Annotated in this window: 17 protein-coding genes; 7 read left to right on the top strand and 10 right to left on the bottom strand. The window is 73.7% G+C overall.

Annotated features, from left to right (window positions below):
* Positions 1-54: 54 nt before the first annotated feature.
* Positions 55-876 carry a class I SAM-dependent methyltransferase gene (locus BUE43_RS19685; protein ID WP_073486075.1) on the bottom strand — a complete coding sequence of 274 codons (822 nt, stop codon included), beginning with the start codon at positions 874-876 and terminating at the stop codon, positions 55-57.
* Positions 877-1360: 484 nt separating this feature from the next.
* On the opposite strand from BUE43_RS19685, the gene BUE43_RS19680 reads away from it, so the two are divergent.
* The 3 genes from BUE43_RS19680 (at position 1361) to BUE43_RS19665 (ending at position 4171) form a co-directional block, all read left to right on the top strand.
* Positions 1361-1846, top strand: a complete 486-nt coding sequence (locus BUE43_RS19680; RefSeq protein ID WP_073485350.1) for a dirigent protein — start codon at positions 1361-1363, stop codon at positions 1844-1846.
* A 1058-nt stretch (positions 1847-2904) separates the two neighbouring features.
* Positions 2905-3822, top strand: a complete 918-nt coding sequence (locus tag BUE43_RS19670; protein ID WP_073485346.1) for a serine/threonine dehydratase — start codon at positions 2905-2907, stop codon at positions 3820-3822.
* A 73-nt stretch (positions 3823-3895) separates the two neighbouring features.
* Positions 3896-4171, top strand: a complete 276-nt coding sequence (locus BUE43_RS19665) for a SemiSWEET family sugar transporter (RefSeq protein ID WP_200797599.1) — start codon at positions 3896-3898, stop codon at positions 4169-4171.
* A gap of 74 nt (positions 4172-4245) precedes the next feature.
* Here the strand turns inward: BUE43_RS19665 and mnmA are convergent, their stop codons facing one another.
* From mnmA to BUE43_RS19630, 7 genes are all read right to left on the bottom strand, one after another.
* Positions 4246-5340, bottom strand: coding sequence for a tRNA 2-thiouridine(34) synthase MnmA (mnmA, locus tag BUE43_RS19660; RefSeq protein WP_073486071.1), 1095 nt, complete (start codon positions 5338-5340; stop codon positions 4246-4248).
* Positions 5341-5345: 5 nt separating this feature from the next.
* The gene (locus BUE43_RS19655; protein WP_083959850.1) at positions 5346-6620 is read right to left on the bottom strand and encodes a cysteine desulfurase family protein; all 1275 of its coding nucleotides are present in this window, start codon (positions 6618-6620) and stop codon (positions 5346-5348) included.
* A 76-nt stretch (positions 6621-6696) separates the two neighbouring features.
* Entirely contained in the window at positions 6697-7992 is a 1296-nt protein-coding gene (locus BUE43_RS19650) for an MFS transporter (RefSeq protein WP_234995805.1), read from the bottom strand.
* Between the two features lie 250 nt (positions 7993-8242).
* Positions 8243-9127 carry a lysophospholipid acyltransferase family protein gene (locus BUE43_RS19645; protein WP_234995804.1) on the bottom strand — a complete coding sequence of 295 codons (885 nt, stop codon included), beginning with the start codon at positions 9125-9127 and terminating at the stop codon, positions 8243-8245.
* Complete coding sequence (locus BUE43_RS19640; RefSeq protein WP_073485342.1) at positions 9124-9906, bottom strand: GNAT family N-acetyltransferase; 783 nt, start codon at positions 9904-9906, stop codon at positions 9124-9126. The genes BUE43_RS19645 and BUE43_RS19640 overlap by 4 nt, the downstream gene beginning before the upstream one ends.
* Before the next feature lie 228 nt (positions 9907-10134).
* Complete coding sequence (locus BUE43_RS19635; protein ID WP_073485340.1) at positions 10135-11094, bottom strand: electron transfer flavoprotein subunit alpha/FixB family protein; 960 nt, start codon at positions 11092-11094, stop codon at positions 10135-10137.
* Positions 11095-11121: 27 nt separating this feature from the next.
* Positions 11122-11904 carry an electron transfer flavoprotein subunit beta/FixA family protein gene (locus tag BUE43_RS19630; protein ID WP_073485338.1) on the bottom strand — a complete coding sequence of 261 codons (783 nt, stop codon included), beginning with the start codon at positions 11902-11904 and terminating at the stop codon, positions 11122-11124.
* Between the two features lie 348 nt (positions 11905-12252).
* Between BUE43_RS19630 and BUE43_RS19625 the strand changes: the two genes are divergently transcribed.
* From BUE43_RS19625 to BUE43_RS19615, 3 genes are all read left to right on the top strand, one after another.
* The gene (locus BUE43_RS19625; RefSeq protein WP_073485335.1) at positions 12253-12489 is read left to right on the top strand and encodes a type II toxin-antitoxin system HicB family antitoxin; all 237 of its coding nucleotides are present in this window, start codon (positions 12253-12255) and stop codon (positions 12487-12489) included.
* Positions 12490-12594: 105 nt separating this feature from the next.
* Positions 12595-13359 (top strand): class I SAM-dependent methyltransferase, encoded by a 765-nt coding sequence (locus BUE43_RS19620; RefSeq protein ID WP_073485332.1) that lies wholly within the window; start codon positions 12595-12597, stop codon positions 13357-13359.
* Entirely contained in the window at positions 13356-14885 is a 1530-nt protein-coding gene (locus BUE43_RS19615; RefSeq protein ID WP_073485330.1) for a 1,4-alpha-glucan branching protein domain-containing protein, read from the top strand. Before BUE43_RS19620 ends, BUE43_RS19615 begins: the two co-directional genes overlap by 4 nt.
* 89 nt (positions 14886-14974) lie before the next feature.
* Here BUE43_RS19615 and BUE43_RS19610 read toward each other — a convergent pair whose 3' ends face one another.
* The gene (locus BUE43_RS19610) at positions 14975-15715 is read right to left on the bottom strand and encodes a carboxymuconolactone decarboxylase family protein (RefSeq protein ID WP_159447760.1); all 741 of its coding nucleotides are present in this window, start codon (positions 15713-15715) and stop codon (positions 14975-14977) included.
* A gap of 203 nt (positions 15716-15918) precedes the next feature.
* Between BUE43_RS19610 and BUE43_RS19605 the strand changes: the two genes are divergently transcribed.
* A complete protein-coding gene (locus BUE43_RS19605) occupies positions 15919-17181 on the top strand; it encodes a glycosyltransferase family 4 protein (protein WP_073485325.1) in 1263 nt (420 codons plus the stop codon).
* Between the two features lie 39 nt (positions 17182-17220).
* On the opposite strand, the gene BUE43_RS19600 is transcribed toward BUE43_RS19605, so the two are convergent.
* Entirely contained in the window at positions 17221-17541 is a 321-nt protein-coding gene (locus BUE43_RS19600; protein ID WP_234995803.1) for a DUF397 domain-containing protein, read from the bottom strand.
* Positions 17542-17570 lie beyond the last annotated feature (29 nt).

The raw sequence follows: 17570 nt of genomic DNA, 5'->3' as shown, positions 1-17570 counted from the left end.
ACGGCGGACGCTTTCGTTGCCCGCCAACGAAAAGAAATCGGCTGGCGTTAGCGCTCAGAGCGAGCGGTTGGCAAGGGTGAGCAGGTGGGCGGACACCCCGAGGAGCGAGGGTTCCCGCTCGATCCGCCGCAGTCCCCACAGCAGCCGCCCCCGCCGGTCCGGGTCGGCCAGCCACTCGTCGATCTCCTCCTCGGCCAGCAACCACGCGGAGCACTCCACGCCGAGGACCGTCGGGGACTCCAGGCCCACCGCCCTCGCCTCGGCGGCGGCCTCCTCGGGCAGGTGGAAGTAGGTGTTGGTGAACCAGCTCCACGGCTTGCCCGGCGGCGGCCGGTGCCGGCCGTCGGCGAGATCCCTGGCCACCATCTCGCGGAAGTCCCCGTTGGTGAGCAGCCCGCTCCGGAACCCGTCGTGCAGCGAGGCGAAGCGGCTGACCGTCGCGGCCGCGACGAGACCGCCGGGGCGCACCACGCGGGTCGCCTCCCGCCAGGCGCGGAGCCGGTCCTCGCGCCGGACCAGGTGGTAGAGCGGGCCGAGCATGAGCACCGCGTCGTAGGAGGAGTCGGCCTCCTCCAGGGCCCTGGCGTCGCCGACCCTCGCCCGCACCCCGGGCAGCGTCGCGGCCTGCTCGACGTGCGCCGGCACCGCGTCCACGAGGTCGACCCGGTAGCCGTCCGTCACCAGCCACTCGGCGTGGACGCCGGTCGCCCCGCCGAGGTCGAGCACCTTCGCGGGTGGCGGGGGCAGGAACCGCCGGAGCAGGTCCTGTGTGCGGAGCAGCTCCAGCAGGCCGCTGCCGCTGCGGAGGCGGTCCGCCTCCGCGCCCTGGCCGTAGTACCGCAGGAGATCCGGGTCCGGGTGCACCTCGTCCGCCATGCCCTCCGACACTAGGGCGAGCCAGCGTGGCAGCCAATCCGACGCTCGGTGATGATCTCGGGTGACCGGGCGGGGCCGGAGGCGCGGCGCGCCGGGGTCCCCGGCAGCCCGGACCGCCCCGGACCGCCCGTCGACCCGGCGCCGGGCACCGCCGCCGTCGGGTCGGCCGCGGTGGTCCCGACTCGACCGTCCGGCCGCGACGGCGTCACGGGAATGGCCGACGAAATCCCGAACAGATTTCGGAATCGACTCGGGCGTCCATTGTGGACAGTGTTGTGGCATCTTTCGCCAACCGATGCCGAAACCCGCTCGTCCACTCGAACCTCCCGGAGAAATCCTTGTCGCGCAGGCGAAACCCGCCATCGTCGCACGTTCTCCGACCGAGGTGTAGCTGTGAGATCGTTCAACTCCCCGTTCCCTTGACCTCCAGCGCGATGGAGCTTCGAAGATCGTTTTCGTTCCGACTTCGAAGGGAGCGAGGAGAATGAACAGGACGCTCGCCATCGCCGGCGCGGTCGCGCTGACCGGGGTGCTCGCCGGGGCCGGGCTGTCGACCCTCGGCGGTCCGGCGGCCGCGGAGACCGAGGCGGCCGGCCGCGCGGTGACGCTGGACCTCCACGTCGCCAACGACCAGTTCGCCGCCCACGACATCGGCCAGCCGGGCAAGAGCCTCGGCGACATGACCGTGTACTCGGACAAGATGGTCCGGGACGGCCGGGAGGTCGGCGAGGACGGCGGCACCTGCGTCGTCACCCACGTCGACGGGCCGCGATCCATCTCGAACTGCGTGCTGACGATCCGCCTGGCGGAGGGCCAGCTCACCGCGCAGGGCCTGTGGGACGACGGCACCTCCCCGATGCAGATGGCCATCACCGGCGGCACCGGGGCCTACCGCAACGCCCGCGGCTACCTCCAGGCCTGGGACATCCACACCCCAAAGGAGCGGTACCGCATCCAGGTCAGCCTCTGACCCCGGGGCGCCCGCGCGTCGCGCGCGGACCCGCGGGCGCCAACCGGTCCACCCAGCGCACCAACCCCGGAACCGAACCCAGAACCATCCACTGTGGACTACCAGCCACCTGAACGTCCTCGGTCCGCTGGGAACAGACAACCGAGTGGAGATCTCACAACGCGAGGCCGACAGGGCACTCGCCGACCACGCCCCGGGTCAGCGGGACCGCTCTGATCAAGGGGAGCCAGTGAGGCGAAGTCCTTGAAGTCCTTGAACCCCGCCGGTGAACGTGACCAGCAACCGCGCCGGTAACCAGATGATGCGCGGATCCGGACTTGTGCCGGACGACCGGGGTCGGCCCGGTGCGCACCCCCTGGTGCGAGCCGCCGGTGCGCACCGAGTACGAGATGCACTCCAGCGCTGCCCTGTCCTCGGCGCGCCTGCGGTCCGAACAGCGGAAGCGATCTCGACGCACCGGGAACAGCGGCCCCAGGCGTGCCCACAACTCGTCGGTCAGGATCTCATCAAGAACACCGCGATCGCGGGAAGACCTACGCCACAAGCTCAAGAGCGGGAGCACAGGGGACCCAGCCCGGTCGGTCGACGCGCACCCGGCCCGGAAGCACCACCTGATCACCGACGCCACCGGCACCCCTCGCGCCGAACGACGAGCCGTCGTCCGTCGCGCCTTCCCGAGCCTCGCCTGCTCGATCGTCTGACTGCGCGAACTCGTTCCGAGCTGGTCACTGAGCCTCCGGACGGCCCAGGCCCAGGCCAGGCGAGCCGGTTCCACGGCGGGGTACGCCCGACGTGGCACGGTATGCACGGCGGGGCCGAAACCCGTGTGGAGGAAGCGAAAGCTCCGAGCACAGCCACCGGGAGCCACTCGACGATCGAGACACGCGGCGCACCCCCGACGTCCCCGAGCTCGCGGAGAACTCTTTCGCCATGCTTCCCGAGGACCTGACCAGCCCTGGTGAGCTCACCCGCTCGGGACCGGCACTCCAGCGACTCGCGGCCCACCTCCCACTTCAACCTGCTTCAGTCCCGGGCCCCGCATGGAGCAGGCTGGTGCCATGACCGCTCCCACCCTGTCCGACGTCGAGACCGCCGCCGAGCTGATCCGGCCGCACGTCCGCCGCACCCCGCTGCTGCGCGCCACTGTGGACGGACGTCCCCTCGTGCTGAAGCTGGAACACCTGCAACGGACCGGTTCGTTCAAGCTGCGGGGCGCGCTCAACGCCCTGCTCTCCGGCGACGCCCCCGAGCGGGTCGTGACCGCCTCGGGCGGCAACCACGGCCTGGGCGTCGCCACCGCCGCCGCGATCCTCGGGCTGCCCGCCACCGTCTACGTCCCGACCTCGGCCCCCGCCGGCAAGGTGCGGCGGATCGAGGCCACCGGCGCCGAGGTGATCCGGCACGGCGCCGGCTACGCCGAGGCGGCGGCAGCGGCGCTGGCCGCCGCCCGCCAGCCCGGGACGCGTCACCTGCACGCCTACGACGACCCGGCCGTGATCGCCGGGCAGGGCACCATGACGGTGGAGATCCTCTCCGACGCCCCCGACACGGACGCGGTCGTGCTCGCGGTGGGCGGAGGCGGACTGGCGGCGGGCGCCGCCGCCGCGCTCGGCGGGCGCGTGCCCGTCGTCGCGGTCGAGCCGGAGGGCTGTCCGACGCTGCACACCGCGCTGGCGGCGGGCGAGCCGGTCGACGTCGCGGTGGACAGCGGCTCGGCCGCGGCGTCGGCCCTGGGCGCCAGCCGGGTGGGCGATCTGCCCTTCGCCCTGCTCAGCAGCACCCCGACGCGCTCGGTGCTGGTGAGCGACACCGAGTTGCTGGCGGCGCGGGACCGGCTCTGGGAGGAGTTCCGGCTGGCGGTCGAGCCGGCCGCCGCGACACCGTTCGCGGCGTGGCTGGCCGGGCGGGTCGACGCCGAGACGCCGTGCGTGGTCCTGTGCGGCGCGAACACCGACTGGGCGCCCGCCGGAAACTGACGACTTGCGACCACGCCCCTCGGACCGGCTTCCTCACAGCGGAGGGTGTTCCGCCGAGAGCGAGGTGCTGTCCATGATCACCACGTTGGGCGTGCTGGCCGCCGTCCTGACCACCGTGAGCTGGCTGCCGCAGGTGCGGCGCACGCTCAGCACCCGCAGCGCCGGGGACTTCTCCTGGTCCTACCTGTGGGTGCTGAGCGCCGGCGTCGGGTGTTGGGCGGCCTACGGAGTGGCGCGGGAGGACCTCTCGATCATCCTGGCCAACTCGCTCACGCTCGCGCTGCTGCTGGCGATCGTCGCGACCAAGGCCCACACCGAGCGCCGCGCCCGCGGCTCGGCCGGCTCCTGACCGGGGGCGCGCCCCCGGTCAGGAGCGCCCGGTCGGGAGCCACCGATCGGGAGCGCCCAGGCGAGAGCGACCGGTCAGGAGGTCGCGGTGATCGTCGCGCTGCCCAGCACGACGTCGCCCGCGGGGTCCGGCCGGTACAGGGCCACCGCCTGGCCGGGGGCGACGCCCCGCAGCGGCTCCCGCAGCCGGACCGCCAGCCGGGCGCCGTCCGGCTCCAGCTCGGCGACGGCGGGCGCCGTCCCGCCGTGCGCGCGCACCTGCGCCACGCACTCGACCGGCCCGTCCAGCGGCAGCCCGGAGGGCCACACCGGGCGCGAGGCGACGATCCCGGTCACCGCGAGCCGGTCGGCCGCGCCGACCCGCACGGTGCCCGACACCGGCTCCAGCGAGAGCACGTAGCGGGGGCGGCCGTCGCGGGCCGGCTGGTCGATGCCCAGGCCCTTGCGCTGGCCGACGGTGAACCCGTGCACGCCCTCGTGCTCGCCGAGCACCTCGCCGGTCGTGTCGTCGACCAGCCGGCCCGGCCGCTCGCCCAGCCGGTTCGTGAGGAATCGCCGGGTGTCGCCGTCGGGGATGAAGCAGATGTCGTGGCTGTCCGGCTTCTCCGCCACGGCCAGGCCGCGCCGGGCCGCCTCGGCCCTGACCTCGGTCTTGGTGGAGTCGCCGAGCGGGAACAGGGCGTGCCGGAGCTGCTCGGCGGTCAGCGAGGCCAGGACGTAGGACTGGTCCTTGCCCTCGTCCGCGCTGCGCGCCAGCCGCGGCCGTCCGTCCACAAGGGACAGACGGGCGTAGTGCCCGGTGCACACCGCGTCGAAGCCCAGCGCCAACGCCTTGTCCAGCAACGCCTCGAACTTGATCTTCTCGTTGCAGCGCAGGCACGGGTTGGGGGTGCGGCCGGCCGCGTACTCGGCGACGAAGTCCTCCACCACCTGCTCCGTGAAGCGCTCCGCGAAGTCCCAGACGTAGAACGGGATGCCGAGCACGTCGGCGGCGCGCCGCGCGTCCCTGGCGTCCTCGACCGTGCAACAGCCCCGCGCGCCGGTGCGCAACGTCCCCGGTTTGGCCGACAGCGCCAGGTGGACCCCGACCACGTCGTGCCCGGCCTCCACCGCCCTGGCCGCCGCCACCGCGGAGTCCACGCCCCCGCTCATCGCCGCCAGCACCCGCACCGGCCTCACGCCTCCCCCGTGTCCGAGCACACCGCCGCCTCCGCGGTGTCCCCACCGTCCGCGACGCCCCCGGCGACCCCGGTGGACCCGCTGGCCGCCGACCGGCGCAGCCCGGCCAGGCCGGCGTTGCGCGCGCGCTCCACGACCGGGCCGATCACCGCGCGCACGGCGGCCACGTCCGCCGCCGTCGAGGTGTGCCCGAACGAGAAGCGCAGCGAGCCCCTGGCGGTCACCGGGTCGACGCCCATGGCCAGCAGCACGTGGCTGGCCTGCGCGACCCCCGCCGTGCACGCCGACCCGGTCGAGCACTCGACGCCCCTGGCGTCCAACAACATCAGCAGGCTGTCGCCCTCGCAGCCGGCGAAGGTGAAGTGCGCGATCCCCGGCAGCCGGCCGGCCGGGTCCGGATCGCCGTTCACCACGACGTCCGGCACCGCCGCCCGCACGGCCTCGACCAGCGCGTCCCGCAGCGCCGCCGCCTCGACGGCCCACGTCGGCCGGGCGGCGACCGCCTCCCGCACCGCGACCGCCAGGCCGACGATCCCCGGCACGTCCAGCGTGCCCGACCGCACGTCCCGCTCCTGCCCGCCGCCGTGCAGCAGCGGGGCGCACGGGGTGTCCCTGCCCAGCAGCAGGACACCGGCCCCGTGCGGCCCGCCCAGCTTGTGCCCGGTCAGCGTGAGCGCGTCCGCGCCGCTCTCGGCGAAGTCGACGGGCAGCGCGCCGACGGCCTGCACCGCGTCGGTGTGCAGCGGCACCCCGTGCTCGTGCGCGACGGCGGCCAGCTCCGCGACCGGGTTGACCGTGCCGACCTCGTTGTTCGCCCACATCACCGAGACCAGCGCGACGGAGTCGGGGTCCCGCTCGATCGCGGCCCGCAGCACCTCCGGCCGCACCCGCCCGAACCGGTCGACCTCCAGCCAGGTGACCTCGGCGCCCTCCCGGTCGGCCAGCCACTGCACGGCGTCCAGCACGGCGTGGTGCTCGACCGCCGAGGCCAGCACGCGCCGGCGGCGCGGGTCGGCGTCCCGGCGCGCCCAGAAGATGCCCTTGACCGCCAGGTTGTCGCTCTCCGTGCCGCCCCCGGTGAAGATCACCTCGGACGGCCGGGCGCCGGTCGCCAGCGCGACGTCCTCGCGGGCCTCCTCGACCAGCCGACGCGCCCGCCGCCCGGAGGTGTGCAGCGACGAGGCGTTGCCGGAGTTCGCCAACGCCTCGCTCATCGCCGCCACCGCCGAGGGCAGCATCGGCGTGGTCGCCGCGTGGTCGAGGTACGTCATCGTGGCACCAGGGTAGTCCGATCCGGTGGTGGTCAGGAACGCGTGCGAGCGTCCCGCCAGCGCCGCGTGACCAGCGTCATTTCCGGCTGACGAGCACCGCGCCGAGCAGCGCGACGCCGGCCATCAGCAGGTCGAACGGGATCACCGCCGCCGTGGGGTGGGCGGTGGAGGCCAACGCCCCGATCAGCGCGCCGCCCAGCCCGATCAGGCACGCGCTGCCGAGCATGTCGCAGACCTGGAGGGCGGCCGAGTTCGCGCCCTGCTCCCCGTCCGCGGACAGCGAGATCGTGCGGACGCTGATGCTGGGCATCGCCAGGCCCATGCCCGCCCCGGCGACCAGCCACAGCGGCACCACCGCCCACGGCGGGCCCCAGTCCGGCGCGATGACCACGATGCCGACGGCGGCCACCGCCACGAGCAGAAACCCGTTCCGGATGCGCACCTGGGGGTCGCCCTCGCGGCGGGCCTGCCACATCGAGGCGGCCGACCAGCCGAGCGAGCCGAGGGTGAGCGGCAGACCGGCCATGGCCGGCGAGAAGCCGTGCACCGAGGACAGCGTCAGCGGGACGTACGCCTCCACGGAGAAGAACACGCCGGCGATCAGGCCGCGGGACAGGATCGTCATCGGCAGGCCGGGACGGCCGACGAGGGTGCCGGCGGGCAGCAGGTGGCGCAGCGCGGGGACCAGCACGGCCAGCGCGACCGCGGCGACCCCGGCGGAGCCGAGCGAGGGGTGCTGCGCGGCCCAGGTCAGCGAGGCCAGGCCGGCCGCCGCGCCGACCGCGGCCAGCGGCAGCAGCCACCACCGCTCGTCGCCGCCAGAGCTGTCCCGGCGGATGCCGAGCTGGCGCAGGACCGGGGTCAGCATCAGCACGCCGACCGCCACCAGCGGGGCGAGGCTGAGGAACACCCACCGCCAGCTCAGGTGCTGGGTGAGCAGCCCGGCCACGGTCGGGCCGACCAGGGACGGGATCACCCACGCGGCGGAGAGCACGCCGAAGGCGGCCGGCCGGTCCCGCTCCGGGTAGACCTGGGCGATCATCACGTAGAGCGCCACGACCTGCGCGCCGCTGCCGACGCCCTGGAGCACCCGGCCGACGAGCAGCACGACCATCGTCTGGGCGACCCCGGCGATCACCAGGCCGGCGAGGAAGAGCAGCGGCCCCACCACGAGCGCGGGCACCGGCCCCCACCTGTCACTGATCCGTCCGGACAGGACGGTGCCGACGACGCTCGCGGCGAGGAACGCGACGAACGGCCACGAGTACATCGACTCGCCGTGCAGGTCGGCCACGATCGTCGGCAGCGCGGTGCCCAGGCTCATCCCCTCGAACGCGGCCAGGGTGACCAGGAGGAACAGCGCCAGAGTCACGAATCTTCGGTCAGGGGCCCAGAGCGCGCTGCGGCGCGAGGTGGTCGTCGAGGTCACCGCGCCACTCTCACACTTCGACCCGGCTGGAGGTCCAGTGCATTCTTCGCCACACCAGGCACGCCCCTGCCGCCGCGACGCGGTCGCCGGTTCCGCCGACGAGCGTTGCCGGTCGGGGGAAGGACAACGCCCGGGCGGCAGGCCCACCCCTGGCGGGGCGAACGTGCCGTCCGGGCGCGGTGTTGGTGTGGTGTCAGGCCGCGGCGCGCTGCGGACGCGGACCCGACGCGTCGTCGGGATAGGTGGCGGCGGCGACGAGCCGCTCGGCCAGGGCGGCGAGCTCCCTGCGGTCGGCGGCGGAGCGGTTCGTGAGCTCGGGCAGCGGCTCGACCTCCACGACCAGGCCGCGCAGGCCGACGACCCGGCGCACCGAGTGCCACAGGGTGTCCGCGCCGACGAAGGCGACCGCCGAGGTGGGCGATCCGTTGACGAGGTAGCGCACCGCGACCGGCCGCACCGGGACGCCGGCGTCGAGCGCGGCCTGGAAGGGGGCGCTGCGGTAGCGCCCGGAGGCCGCGCCGCACCACGTGGTGCCCTCGGGGAACACGCCGACCACGGCGCCCTCCCGCAGCACCGCGGCGAGGTCGGCGACGGTCCCGGGGAGGGCGCTCAGCCGCTCCCTGTCGACGAACACCGAACCGGTGGCGGCGGCGAACCACCCGACGACCGGCCAGCTCCGCACCTCGCGCTTGGCGAGCATCCGCACGGGCTGCACGGCGTCCAGCGCGACGATGTCCAGCCAGGAGCAGTGGTTGCCGACCACCAGCGCTCCCGCGCCCTCCCCGGCGAACCGCGGTTCCCCGCGCACGACGAGGCGGGCCCCGATGGCCCGCAGCACCGCGCGGAACCACCGACGCGCGAGCCACTGCCTGCCCCGCGGCCCGAGGACCGGGTAGAGCGCCGCGATCGGCACCCCGGACAACACCACCAGGAACAACGCGCCGAAGCGGAGCGCGCGGCGGGCCGCGCCGACGCCGGGCGTCTCGTCGGCCCCGGGAATGCAGTGGTCACCGCAGGGCGACACGGGCATCCACGGGTGACTGCCCGGCGTCGGCGGCGCCAGCACCGCGTGGCTCACTCCATCTCCCCCAGGAAGAAGCGCAGGTACCTCGGGTCCACGCGCTCCAGGGACAGCAGGATGAACAGGTCGGCCACCCCGAAGTCGGGGTCGTGGGCCGGCGGGCCGCACACCCACGCGCCCAACCGCAGGTAGCCCTTGAGCAGCGGCGGCACGACCGTCCGCGCCGGCCGCTCCACCGAGTCGACGTCCCACGGGTTGAGCGGCCGGACCCGGTACTCCTCCGGCGCGTAGTGCTTGGCCCGCACCAGGTCCCACACGCTGGCCGCGACCCCGCCGCCGTCGGCCAGCGGCACGGACGCGCACCCGGCGAGGTGGCTGTGCCCGGACAGCAGCATGTAGCGGCCGATGCCCGCCCACACCAGGCTCACCACGGCGCCGGTGCGGTGGTCCGGGTGGACGCACGACCGGCCGGCCTCCACGATCGCCGGGCGCAGCGAGGACAGCGCACCAAGATCGAATTCCGTCTCGGAGTACAACCGGCCCGCCTCGGCGGCGCGTTCCGGCGGCAACATCCGGTACGTGCCGACGATCTCCCCGGTGTTGTCCTCCCGGACCACGAGGTGATCGCAAAACTCGTCGAACTCATCGACGTCGACACCAGGTTCCCTGGTGTGCAACGTCGCCCCCATTTCCTCGGCGAAGACCCGGTGGCGCAACCGTTGCGCCGCCAGGACCTCCTCGGTCTCCCGTGCCACGAGCAGCGAGTAACGCGGGGAGCCCTGCGACTGCTCGGCTCCCACTCCCGCGGAACTCACCAGCACTTGCGACTGCGTCATGACCTCGGTCTACCGGTTCGCTCGGTACATGCGGAAGCCCCTCTGATGACGTGTCGGTGGAATATCGGTGAATCCCTGACCGAAAGGATCAGGGATCGCCCCGGGGTGGATAGAGGCAATACCCCGGTAGGGTTAAACCCACTTCCGGTTTCACCGACCCTAATGCACACCAGGGGGACGGCCTCCGCGCGCAGCGGAGCCCGTCCCCCTGCCGGTGTGTGCCGGGCGTCAGCCCTTGCGCTTGCCGATCTCCTCGGTGAGCTGCGGCGCGACCTGGAACAGGTCGCCGACCACGCCGAAGTCGGCGATCTCGAAGATGGGCGCCTCGGGGTCCTTGTTCACCGCGACGATCGTCTTCGAGGTCTGCATGCCGGCCCGGTGCTGGATCGCGCCGGAGATGCCCAGCGCGACGTAGAGCTGCGGGGCGACGGTCTTGCCGGTCTGGCCGACCTGGAACTGGTGCGGGTAGTAGCCGGAGTCCACGGCCGCCCTGGAGGCGCCCACGGCGCCGCCGAGCACGTCGGCCAGCTTCTCCACGATGGCGAAGTTGTCCGCGCTGCCCACGCCGCGGCCGCCCGAGACGACCACGGACGCCTCGGCCAGCTCCGGCCGGTCGCCGCCGGTCACCGGCTCGCGGCGGGTCACCCGCACCGCCCTGGCCGGGTCGACCGCCGGGACCTCGACGGTCTTCTCGGCGGCGGCGCCGGCCGACTCCTCGGCCTCCACGGCGCCCGGCCGCAGGCTGATCACCGGCACGCCGGTGGTCACCCTGGCCTTCACGGTGTAGGCGCCACCGAACACGGACTGGGTGGCCACACCCTCGCCGTCCAGGTCGACGGCGTCGGCGAGCACGCCGGAGCCCACGCGGACGGCGAGCCGGCCGGCGACCTCCTTGCCCTCCGCGGTGGCCGCGACCAGGACGGCGGCCGGGGCGGCCGAGCCGACCAGCGCGGCCAGCACGTCCACCTTCGGCGTCACCAGCAGGTCGGCCGCCTCGTCGGACTCGGCGACGTACACCGCGGCCGCGCCGTGGCGGGCCAGGGCGTCCTTCGCCTTCGCGGCGGAGCCGGGGGCGCCGACGACGACCGCGGCGGGCTCGCCCAGCCGGCGGGCCGCGGTCAGCAGCTCGAAGGTGACCTTCTTGACCTCGCCGTCGACGTGGTCAACGAGGACCAGAACCTCGGACATTGGCTTGTTCTCCTCCTCGCTGCGTCGTCAGATGAGCTTCTGGGCGACCAGGAACTCGGCGATCCTCACACCGCCGTCGCCGGCGTCCTCGATCTTCTGGCCACCGGAGCGCGGCGGCTTCGGCGCGACCTCCAGCACGGTGGTGGTGGCGTTGGCCAGACCGACCTCGGCGGCGTCGATGCCCGCGTCGGCCAGGCCGAGCGTGGCGACCGGCTTCTTCTTGGCGGCCATGATGCCCTTGAAGGACGGGTAGCGCGGCTCGTTGATCTTCTCGCCGACGCTCACCACGGCCGGCAGGCTCGCCTCGACGAAGGCGACGCCCTCGTCGGTCTCCCGCTCGACCCGGACGGTCGTGCCGTCGATCTCGACCTTGCGCGCGTGGGTCAGCGCCGGCAGGCCCAGCACCTCGGCGACCATGGCGGGCAGGGCGCCCATCCGGCCGTCGGTGGCCTCGTTGCCGGCCAGGACCAGGTCCACGCCCTCGACCGTGCCGATCACCTTGGCCAGCGCCCTGGCGGTCTGCACGGCGTCCGACCCGTGCAGGGCCGCGTCGCTCAGGTGCACCGCCTTGTCGGCGCCCATCGACAGCGCCTTGCGGAGCGCGTCGGTCGCGCTGTCCGGACCCATCGTGACGACGGTGACCTCGCCGCCGTGGGCTTCCTGGAGCCGCAGGGCCTCCTCCACGGCGCGCTCGTTGATCTCGTCGAGCACGACGTCCGCGGACGCGCGGTCCAGGGTGTGGTCTGAGTCGGTCAGCCTGCGCTCGGAGTTGGTGTCGGGCACTTGCTTGACCAGGACGACGATGTTCATGGGTCCCCTTCGACCTCCTGCGGACTGCGGCGCATGGCTGGCGCAAGGCCGGATGTTCGACCGACCCTGCCATGTCAGGCGCCGGTGTGGCACGGTGGCCTCGACCACGCCGATGTTACTGGCCAGTAGCGGGGGCGCAAACGCCAGCAAGCACCCGGATGGCGTGATGGTGCTCACCTGGCCGGACGACGGCGGACGCTACCCGATCGCACAGGTGGCGAACCCGCCGCAGTCACCCTCCGCACACCCGACACCGCGGTGAGCCACTCTGATCCCTGACACGCAGCGCCACTCGCGCGTCACTCACACAAGACCGACGAAGAATCTCGACCCCGCGCTCAGGAAGGGATGGCCAAGCCGGCGATGCCGAACCACGCCTACACCGTCGTCGTCACCCGGGAGAACGGGACAAGGCTCGCGGACGTGCCCGAACTCCAGGGGGCGCACACCTACGCTCGCACGTTGCCGGAGCTGGACCAGTACGTGCGCGAGGTCATCGGGCTCGCGGCGGACCTTCCCGAGGAGGCCGTGCCGGACCTGCGCGTCGACTACGAGCACCGCGAGAGTGGCCTCGTGATCAACTGAGGACGCCGCGAACGCTCGGGCGGCGTGATGGCGCTCACCTGGGCGGACGCTGTCGGTGCTACCCGATCGGGCAGGTGGTGGGGGTCCCACGGTTACCCTCCGCCGGTGACCTCGCAGCCGATCGACCCGGCCGAGCCCCTGCCGCTCACCGGGGAGCGCACAGTGCCCGGTGTGCCCGAGGAGAACTACTGGTTCCGGCGCCACAAGGCGGCGTACGAGGCGCTGCTGCCGCACTGCGCCGGGGCTCGGGTGCTGGAGGCCGGCTGCGGCGAGGGCTACGGGGCCGCGATGATCGCGACCGTGGCCAGCGAGGTCGTCGCGCTGGACTACGACGAGCTGACCTCCGCCCACGTCGCCCGCCGCTACCCCGAGCTGCGGGTCGTGCGCGGCAACCTCGCGAGCCTGCCGCTGCCCTCGGCGTCGGTGGACGTCGTGGCGAACCTCCAGGTGATCGAACACCTGTGGGACCAGGAGGGCTTCCTCGCGGAGTGCGCGCGGGTGCTGCGCCCCGGCGGCACGCTGGTCGTGACCACGCCCAACCGCCTCACCTTCTCCCCCGGCAGGGACACCCCGCTCAACCCGTTCCACACCAGGGAGCTGTCCCCCGCCGAGCTGGACGAGCTGCTGCGCGGGGCGGGGTTCCGGGTCCGGACGCTGGCCGGGCTGCACCACGGCCCGCGCCTGCGCGAGCTCGATGCCGCGCACGGCGGCTCGGTCATCGACGCGCAGGTCGCCGTGGCGCTGTCCGGCGAGCCGTGGCCGCCGGCCCTGCTCGCCGACGTGGCGTCGGTGTCCACTTCGGACTTCGAGATCGCGGAGCGGGACCTGGACGCGAGCCTGGACCTGGTCGCGGTGGCGGTGCGCCCGTGACCCGGGAGCCGGTCGGCAGCTTCTGCCTGGTGCTGCACAGCCACCTGCCCTGGCTGGCGCGCCACGGGTCCTGGCCGGTGGGCGAGGAGTGGCTCTACCAGGCGTGGGCGCACTCCTACCTGCCGGTCGTGGACCTGGCGGAGCGCATGGCGGAACGCGGGCTGCGCGACGTGCTGACGCTCGGCGTGACACCGGTGCTCGCCGCGCAGCTCGACGACCCGTACTCGCTGCGGAACTTCCACCACTGGCTGGGAACCTGGCAGATCCGAGCGCACCACGCCGCGACGCGCTGGGGCGGGCGGTGGAAGGCCGACCCGGCGCTGCGCGAGCTGGCCGCCGCCGAGCACCGTCAGGCGAGTCGGGCGCTCGACGTGTTCGAGAACCGGTGGCGGCACGGGTTCTCCCCGCTGCTGCGACCGTTGGTCGACTCCGGTGTTGTCGAACTGCTCGGCGGCCCGGCGACCCACCCCTTCCAACCACTGCTCGACCGCCGGGTGCGCGCCTTCGCGCTCCGCGCGGGCCTCACCGACACCACCTGGCGCATCGGCACGACGCCGGCCGGGATCTGGGCGCCCGAGTGCGGCTACGCGCCGGGGATGGAAGCCGACTACGCGGCGGCGGGCGTGCGGCGGTTCCTGGTCGACGGCCCGTCGCTGCGGGGCGAGACGGCCTTCGCCCGCCCGGTCGGCAATTCCGATGTGGTCTGCTTCGGCCGCGACCTTGAGGTCACGTACCGGGTGTGGTCTCCGCGCGCCGGCTACCCGGGGCACGCCGCCTACCGCGACTTCCACACCTTCGACCACCCCACCGGCCTGAAACCCTCCCGCGTCACGGGAAAGCAGGTCGCGCCGGAGCGGAAGAAGCCCTACGAGCCGGCACTGGCGGCGGTGGCGGTCCAGGAGCACGTGCGGGACTTCGTGGACGTCGTCGTCCGGCGACTGCGATCGTTGGCCGACCAGCACGGCCGGCCCGGCATGGTCGTGGCGGCCTACGACACCGAGCTGTACGGGCACTGGTGGCACGAGGGTCCACAGTGGATGGAGGCGGTGCTGACCGCGCTGCCCGAGGCCGGCGTGCGGGTGACCACGTTGCGCGGCGCGGTGGCTGCGGGCCACCTCGGCGATCCGGTGGACCTCCCCGCCTCGTCATGGGGTTCGGGCAAGGACTGGCGGGTCTGGGACGGCGAGCAGGTCGCCGACCTGGTGGCCACCGGGGCCGACGTCCAGCGCGCCCTTCTGTCCACTGTGGACTCCTTCGGCGGGCCGGACCGCGACCCGGTGCTGGACCAGGTGGCCAGGGAGGCGTTGCTGGCGCTGTCCAGCGACTGGGCGTTCATGGTCACCAAGGACTCGGCGGCGAGCTACGCCAGGGAGCGGGCGGCGCGGCACACCGCGCGGTTCCGCGAGCTGGTGGACCTGGTGTCCGGCAGCCGACGGGCGGAGGCGGACGCGCTCGCCGCCCGGCTGCGGCACGAGGACGGCCCGTTCGGGCATCTCGACGCCCGCGACCTCGCGCGCCGACCGTAGGGCGCCAGCGGCGCCGGTGTCAGATCGCCCGCGTCAGGTCGTCGGTGTCAGGTCGTCGGTGTCAGATCGCCCGCGTCAGGTCGTCGGTGTCAGGCTGTCGGCCGCAGGCACACCAGCTCGACGACCCGGCCGGCGTGCATGGTCGCGTGCACCACGGCCGACGGCCGGTCGGACTGCCCGTTGAAGAGGGCGATCGCGGTGTGCGCGCTCGTGGTCCGCACCTGCACGTGCAGTCCGGCCACCGCCATGTCCCTGAGCTCCGCCAGGGCGCGGTCGTCGCCGAACTCGGGTTCCAGGAGCTCGGCCGAGTTCCCGCCCTCGGGCTCGTCGAGGTAGTCGCGCTCGTCGGTGTCCACAGTGGAGTCCCGCCAGGCGGTGCCGCCCCGCCCCTCCGCGCGCAGCCGCTCGATCAGCAGGAGCAGGACCTCACGCGGCGCGGGGAACGCGGGCAGCGGGGACCCCGCCTCGCCCAGCACCTCCTCCACCCTGGCCAACGCCTGCACCGCGCGCGGGTACCCGCTGAACGCCGCCGTCTGGACCAGCACCTCCACCACCTCGGCGGGCGCGAGGCCGGAGGCCAGCCCGGTGCGGATGTGGATGGCCAGCGGGGTCTCGGTGGTGCCCGACGCCATGACCGCCGCCAGCGCGACCGCCTCCCGCGTGCGCGGGTCGAACGCGGGCCGGTGGTGCAGGTACCCGTAGACCGTGCTCACCGTCAGCTCGCCCAGCGCGGGGGCGGTCAGGTAGAGCCGGTCGAGCCGTTCCTCGCCGTTGGGGATGAGCGTCGCGAAGGTCTCCCGGCCCCGTTGGCGCAGTTCGTCGAGGCTCACGGCGCCTCCCAGGAGTCCGAGATCGGCCACACGCCAGCATGGCCGTTCCCGCGACCAGCGGCAACGCGACGGCGGGGAACAGGGCGCGGTGCCAGCACACCACCCGAACGACGGCTGTGTCGATCACACCTTCCGGGGTCCCACGGACGTTGGAAAGGTACCGGTAAGTAACCGGCCAGGGGCGACCTGGGAGGATTCCGCCGATGCGCGTGCTGATGCTGTCCTGGGAGTACCCGCCGGTCGTGGTCGGCGGGCTCGGTCGGCATGTGCACGCCCTGGCCCGGCAGCTCGCCGCCCAGGGCCACGAGGTGGTCGTGCTGTGCCGCCAGCCGGCCGGCACCGACGCCGCCACCCACCCCGACTCCGACCTGGTCAGCGAGGGCGTCCGGCTGATCAGGGTGGCCGAGGACCCGCCGCACCTGGTGTTCGAGCGCGACCTGGTGGCCTGGACCCTGGCCATGGGCCACGCCATGGTGCGGGCCGGCCTCGCCCTGCTGCGGGACTGGCGGCCGGACGTGGTGCACGCCCACGACTGGCTCGTCACCCACCCGGCGATCACCCTGGCCGACGCGGCCGAGGTCCCCCTGGTGGCCACCATCCACGCCACCGAGGCCGGCCGGCACTCCGGCTGGCTGTCCCACGCCCTGAACCAGCAGGTGCACTCGGTGGAGTGGTGGCTGGCGAACCGGGCCGACGCCCTGGTCACCTGCTCGTCGGCGATGCGGGACGAGGTCGTGCACCTCTTCGAGGTCGACCCCGAGACGATCACCGTGCTGCACAACGGGATCGAGCCGCGCCGCTGGCGCGTGAAGCCGGACGCGGTGGCCGAGGCCCGCGCGCGCTTCGGCCGGCCGGACGCGCCGCTGCTGCTCTTCTTCGGCCGACTGGAGTGGGAGAAGGGCGTCCAGGACCTGATCGCCGCCCTGCCCCGCATCCGGCGCAGCCACCCCGGCGCCACCGTCGTGGTCGCCGGCAAGGGCTCGCACGAGGACTGGCTGGCCGAGCAGGCCCGCAAGCACCGCGTCGCGCGCTCCGTGCGGTTCACCGGGCACCTGTCGGACGCCGACCTGGCCGCCCTGCTCTCCGCCGCCGACGCGGTGGTGCTGCCCAGCCGCTACGAGCCGTTCGGCATCGTCGCGCTGGAGGCGGCTGCGGCCGGCGTACCTCTGGTCGCCTCCACCGCCGGCGGCCTCGGCGAGGTCGTGGTCGACGGCGCGACCGGACTGTCCTTCCCGCCCGGCGACGTCGCCGGCCTGGCCACCGCCGTGCGCGAGGTCCTGGACGACCCGGCGGCGGCCCGCCGCCGCGCCCGCGCCGCGAAGGCCCGCCTCACCACCGACTTCGACTGGGACCGCATCGCCACCGGCACCGCCGACGTCTACGCGGCCGCCCGCCGACAACCCCGACCGCCCCTCCCCCGCCCCAAAATCCCCACGGGCAACATCTTCGGCCCACCCCCACCCTGACCAACGACGTCGGGGTGGGGGTCGATCAGCACACCTCGGTCAGCGCACCCGGTCGCGACGCATCGCCGCGACGAACGCCCCGAACACACCGGGCGAGAACGACAACGCGGGACCCTCGGGGTTCTTCGAGTCCCGCACGGCCACGTACCCGTGGACGTTGGGCGCAACCTCCACGCAGTTCTCCTGGCTGCCACTGCGACTGCTCTTCCGCCAGGTGTAGCCGACCTCGACGCAGTTCTCCTGGCTAGTGCTGTAGCTGCTCTTCCGCCACACGCGGACGAACGCCACCTCCACGCAGTTCTCCTGAGTGCCGCTGTGGCTGCTCTTCTGCCACGTGGACTGGCTTCGGACGATGGTCACGACACACCACACCCCTTCCCTGCTTCCCA

The sequence above is a fragment of the Streptoalloteichus hindustanus genome (assembly GCF_900129375.1).
GTDB lineage: Bacteria > Actinomycetota > Actinomycetes > Mycobacteriales > Pseudonocardiaceae > Streptoalloteichus > Streptoalloteichus hindustanus.
This window is presented reverse-complemented; position numbering and strand designations above follow the sequence as displayed.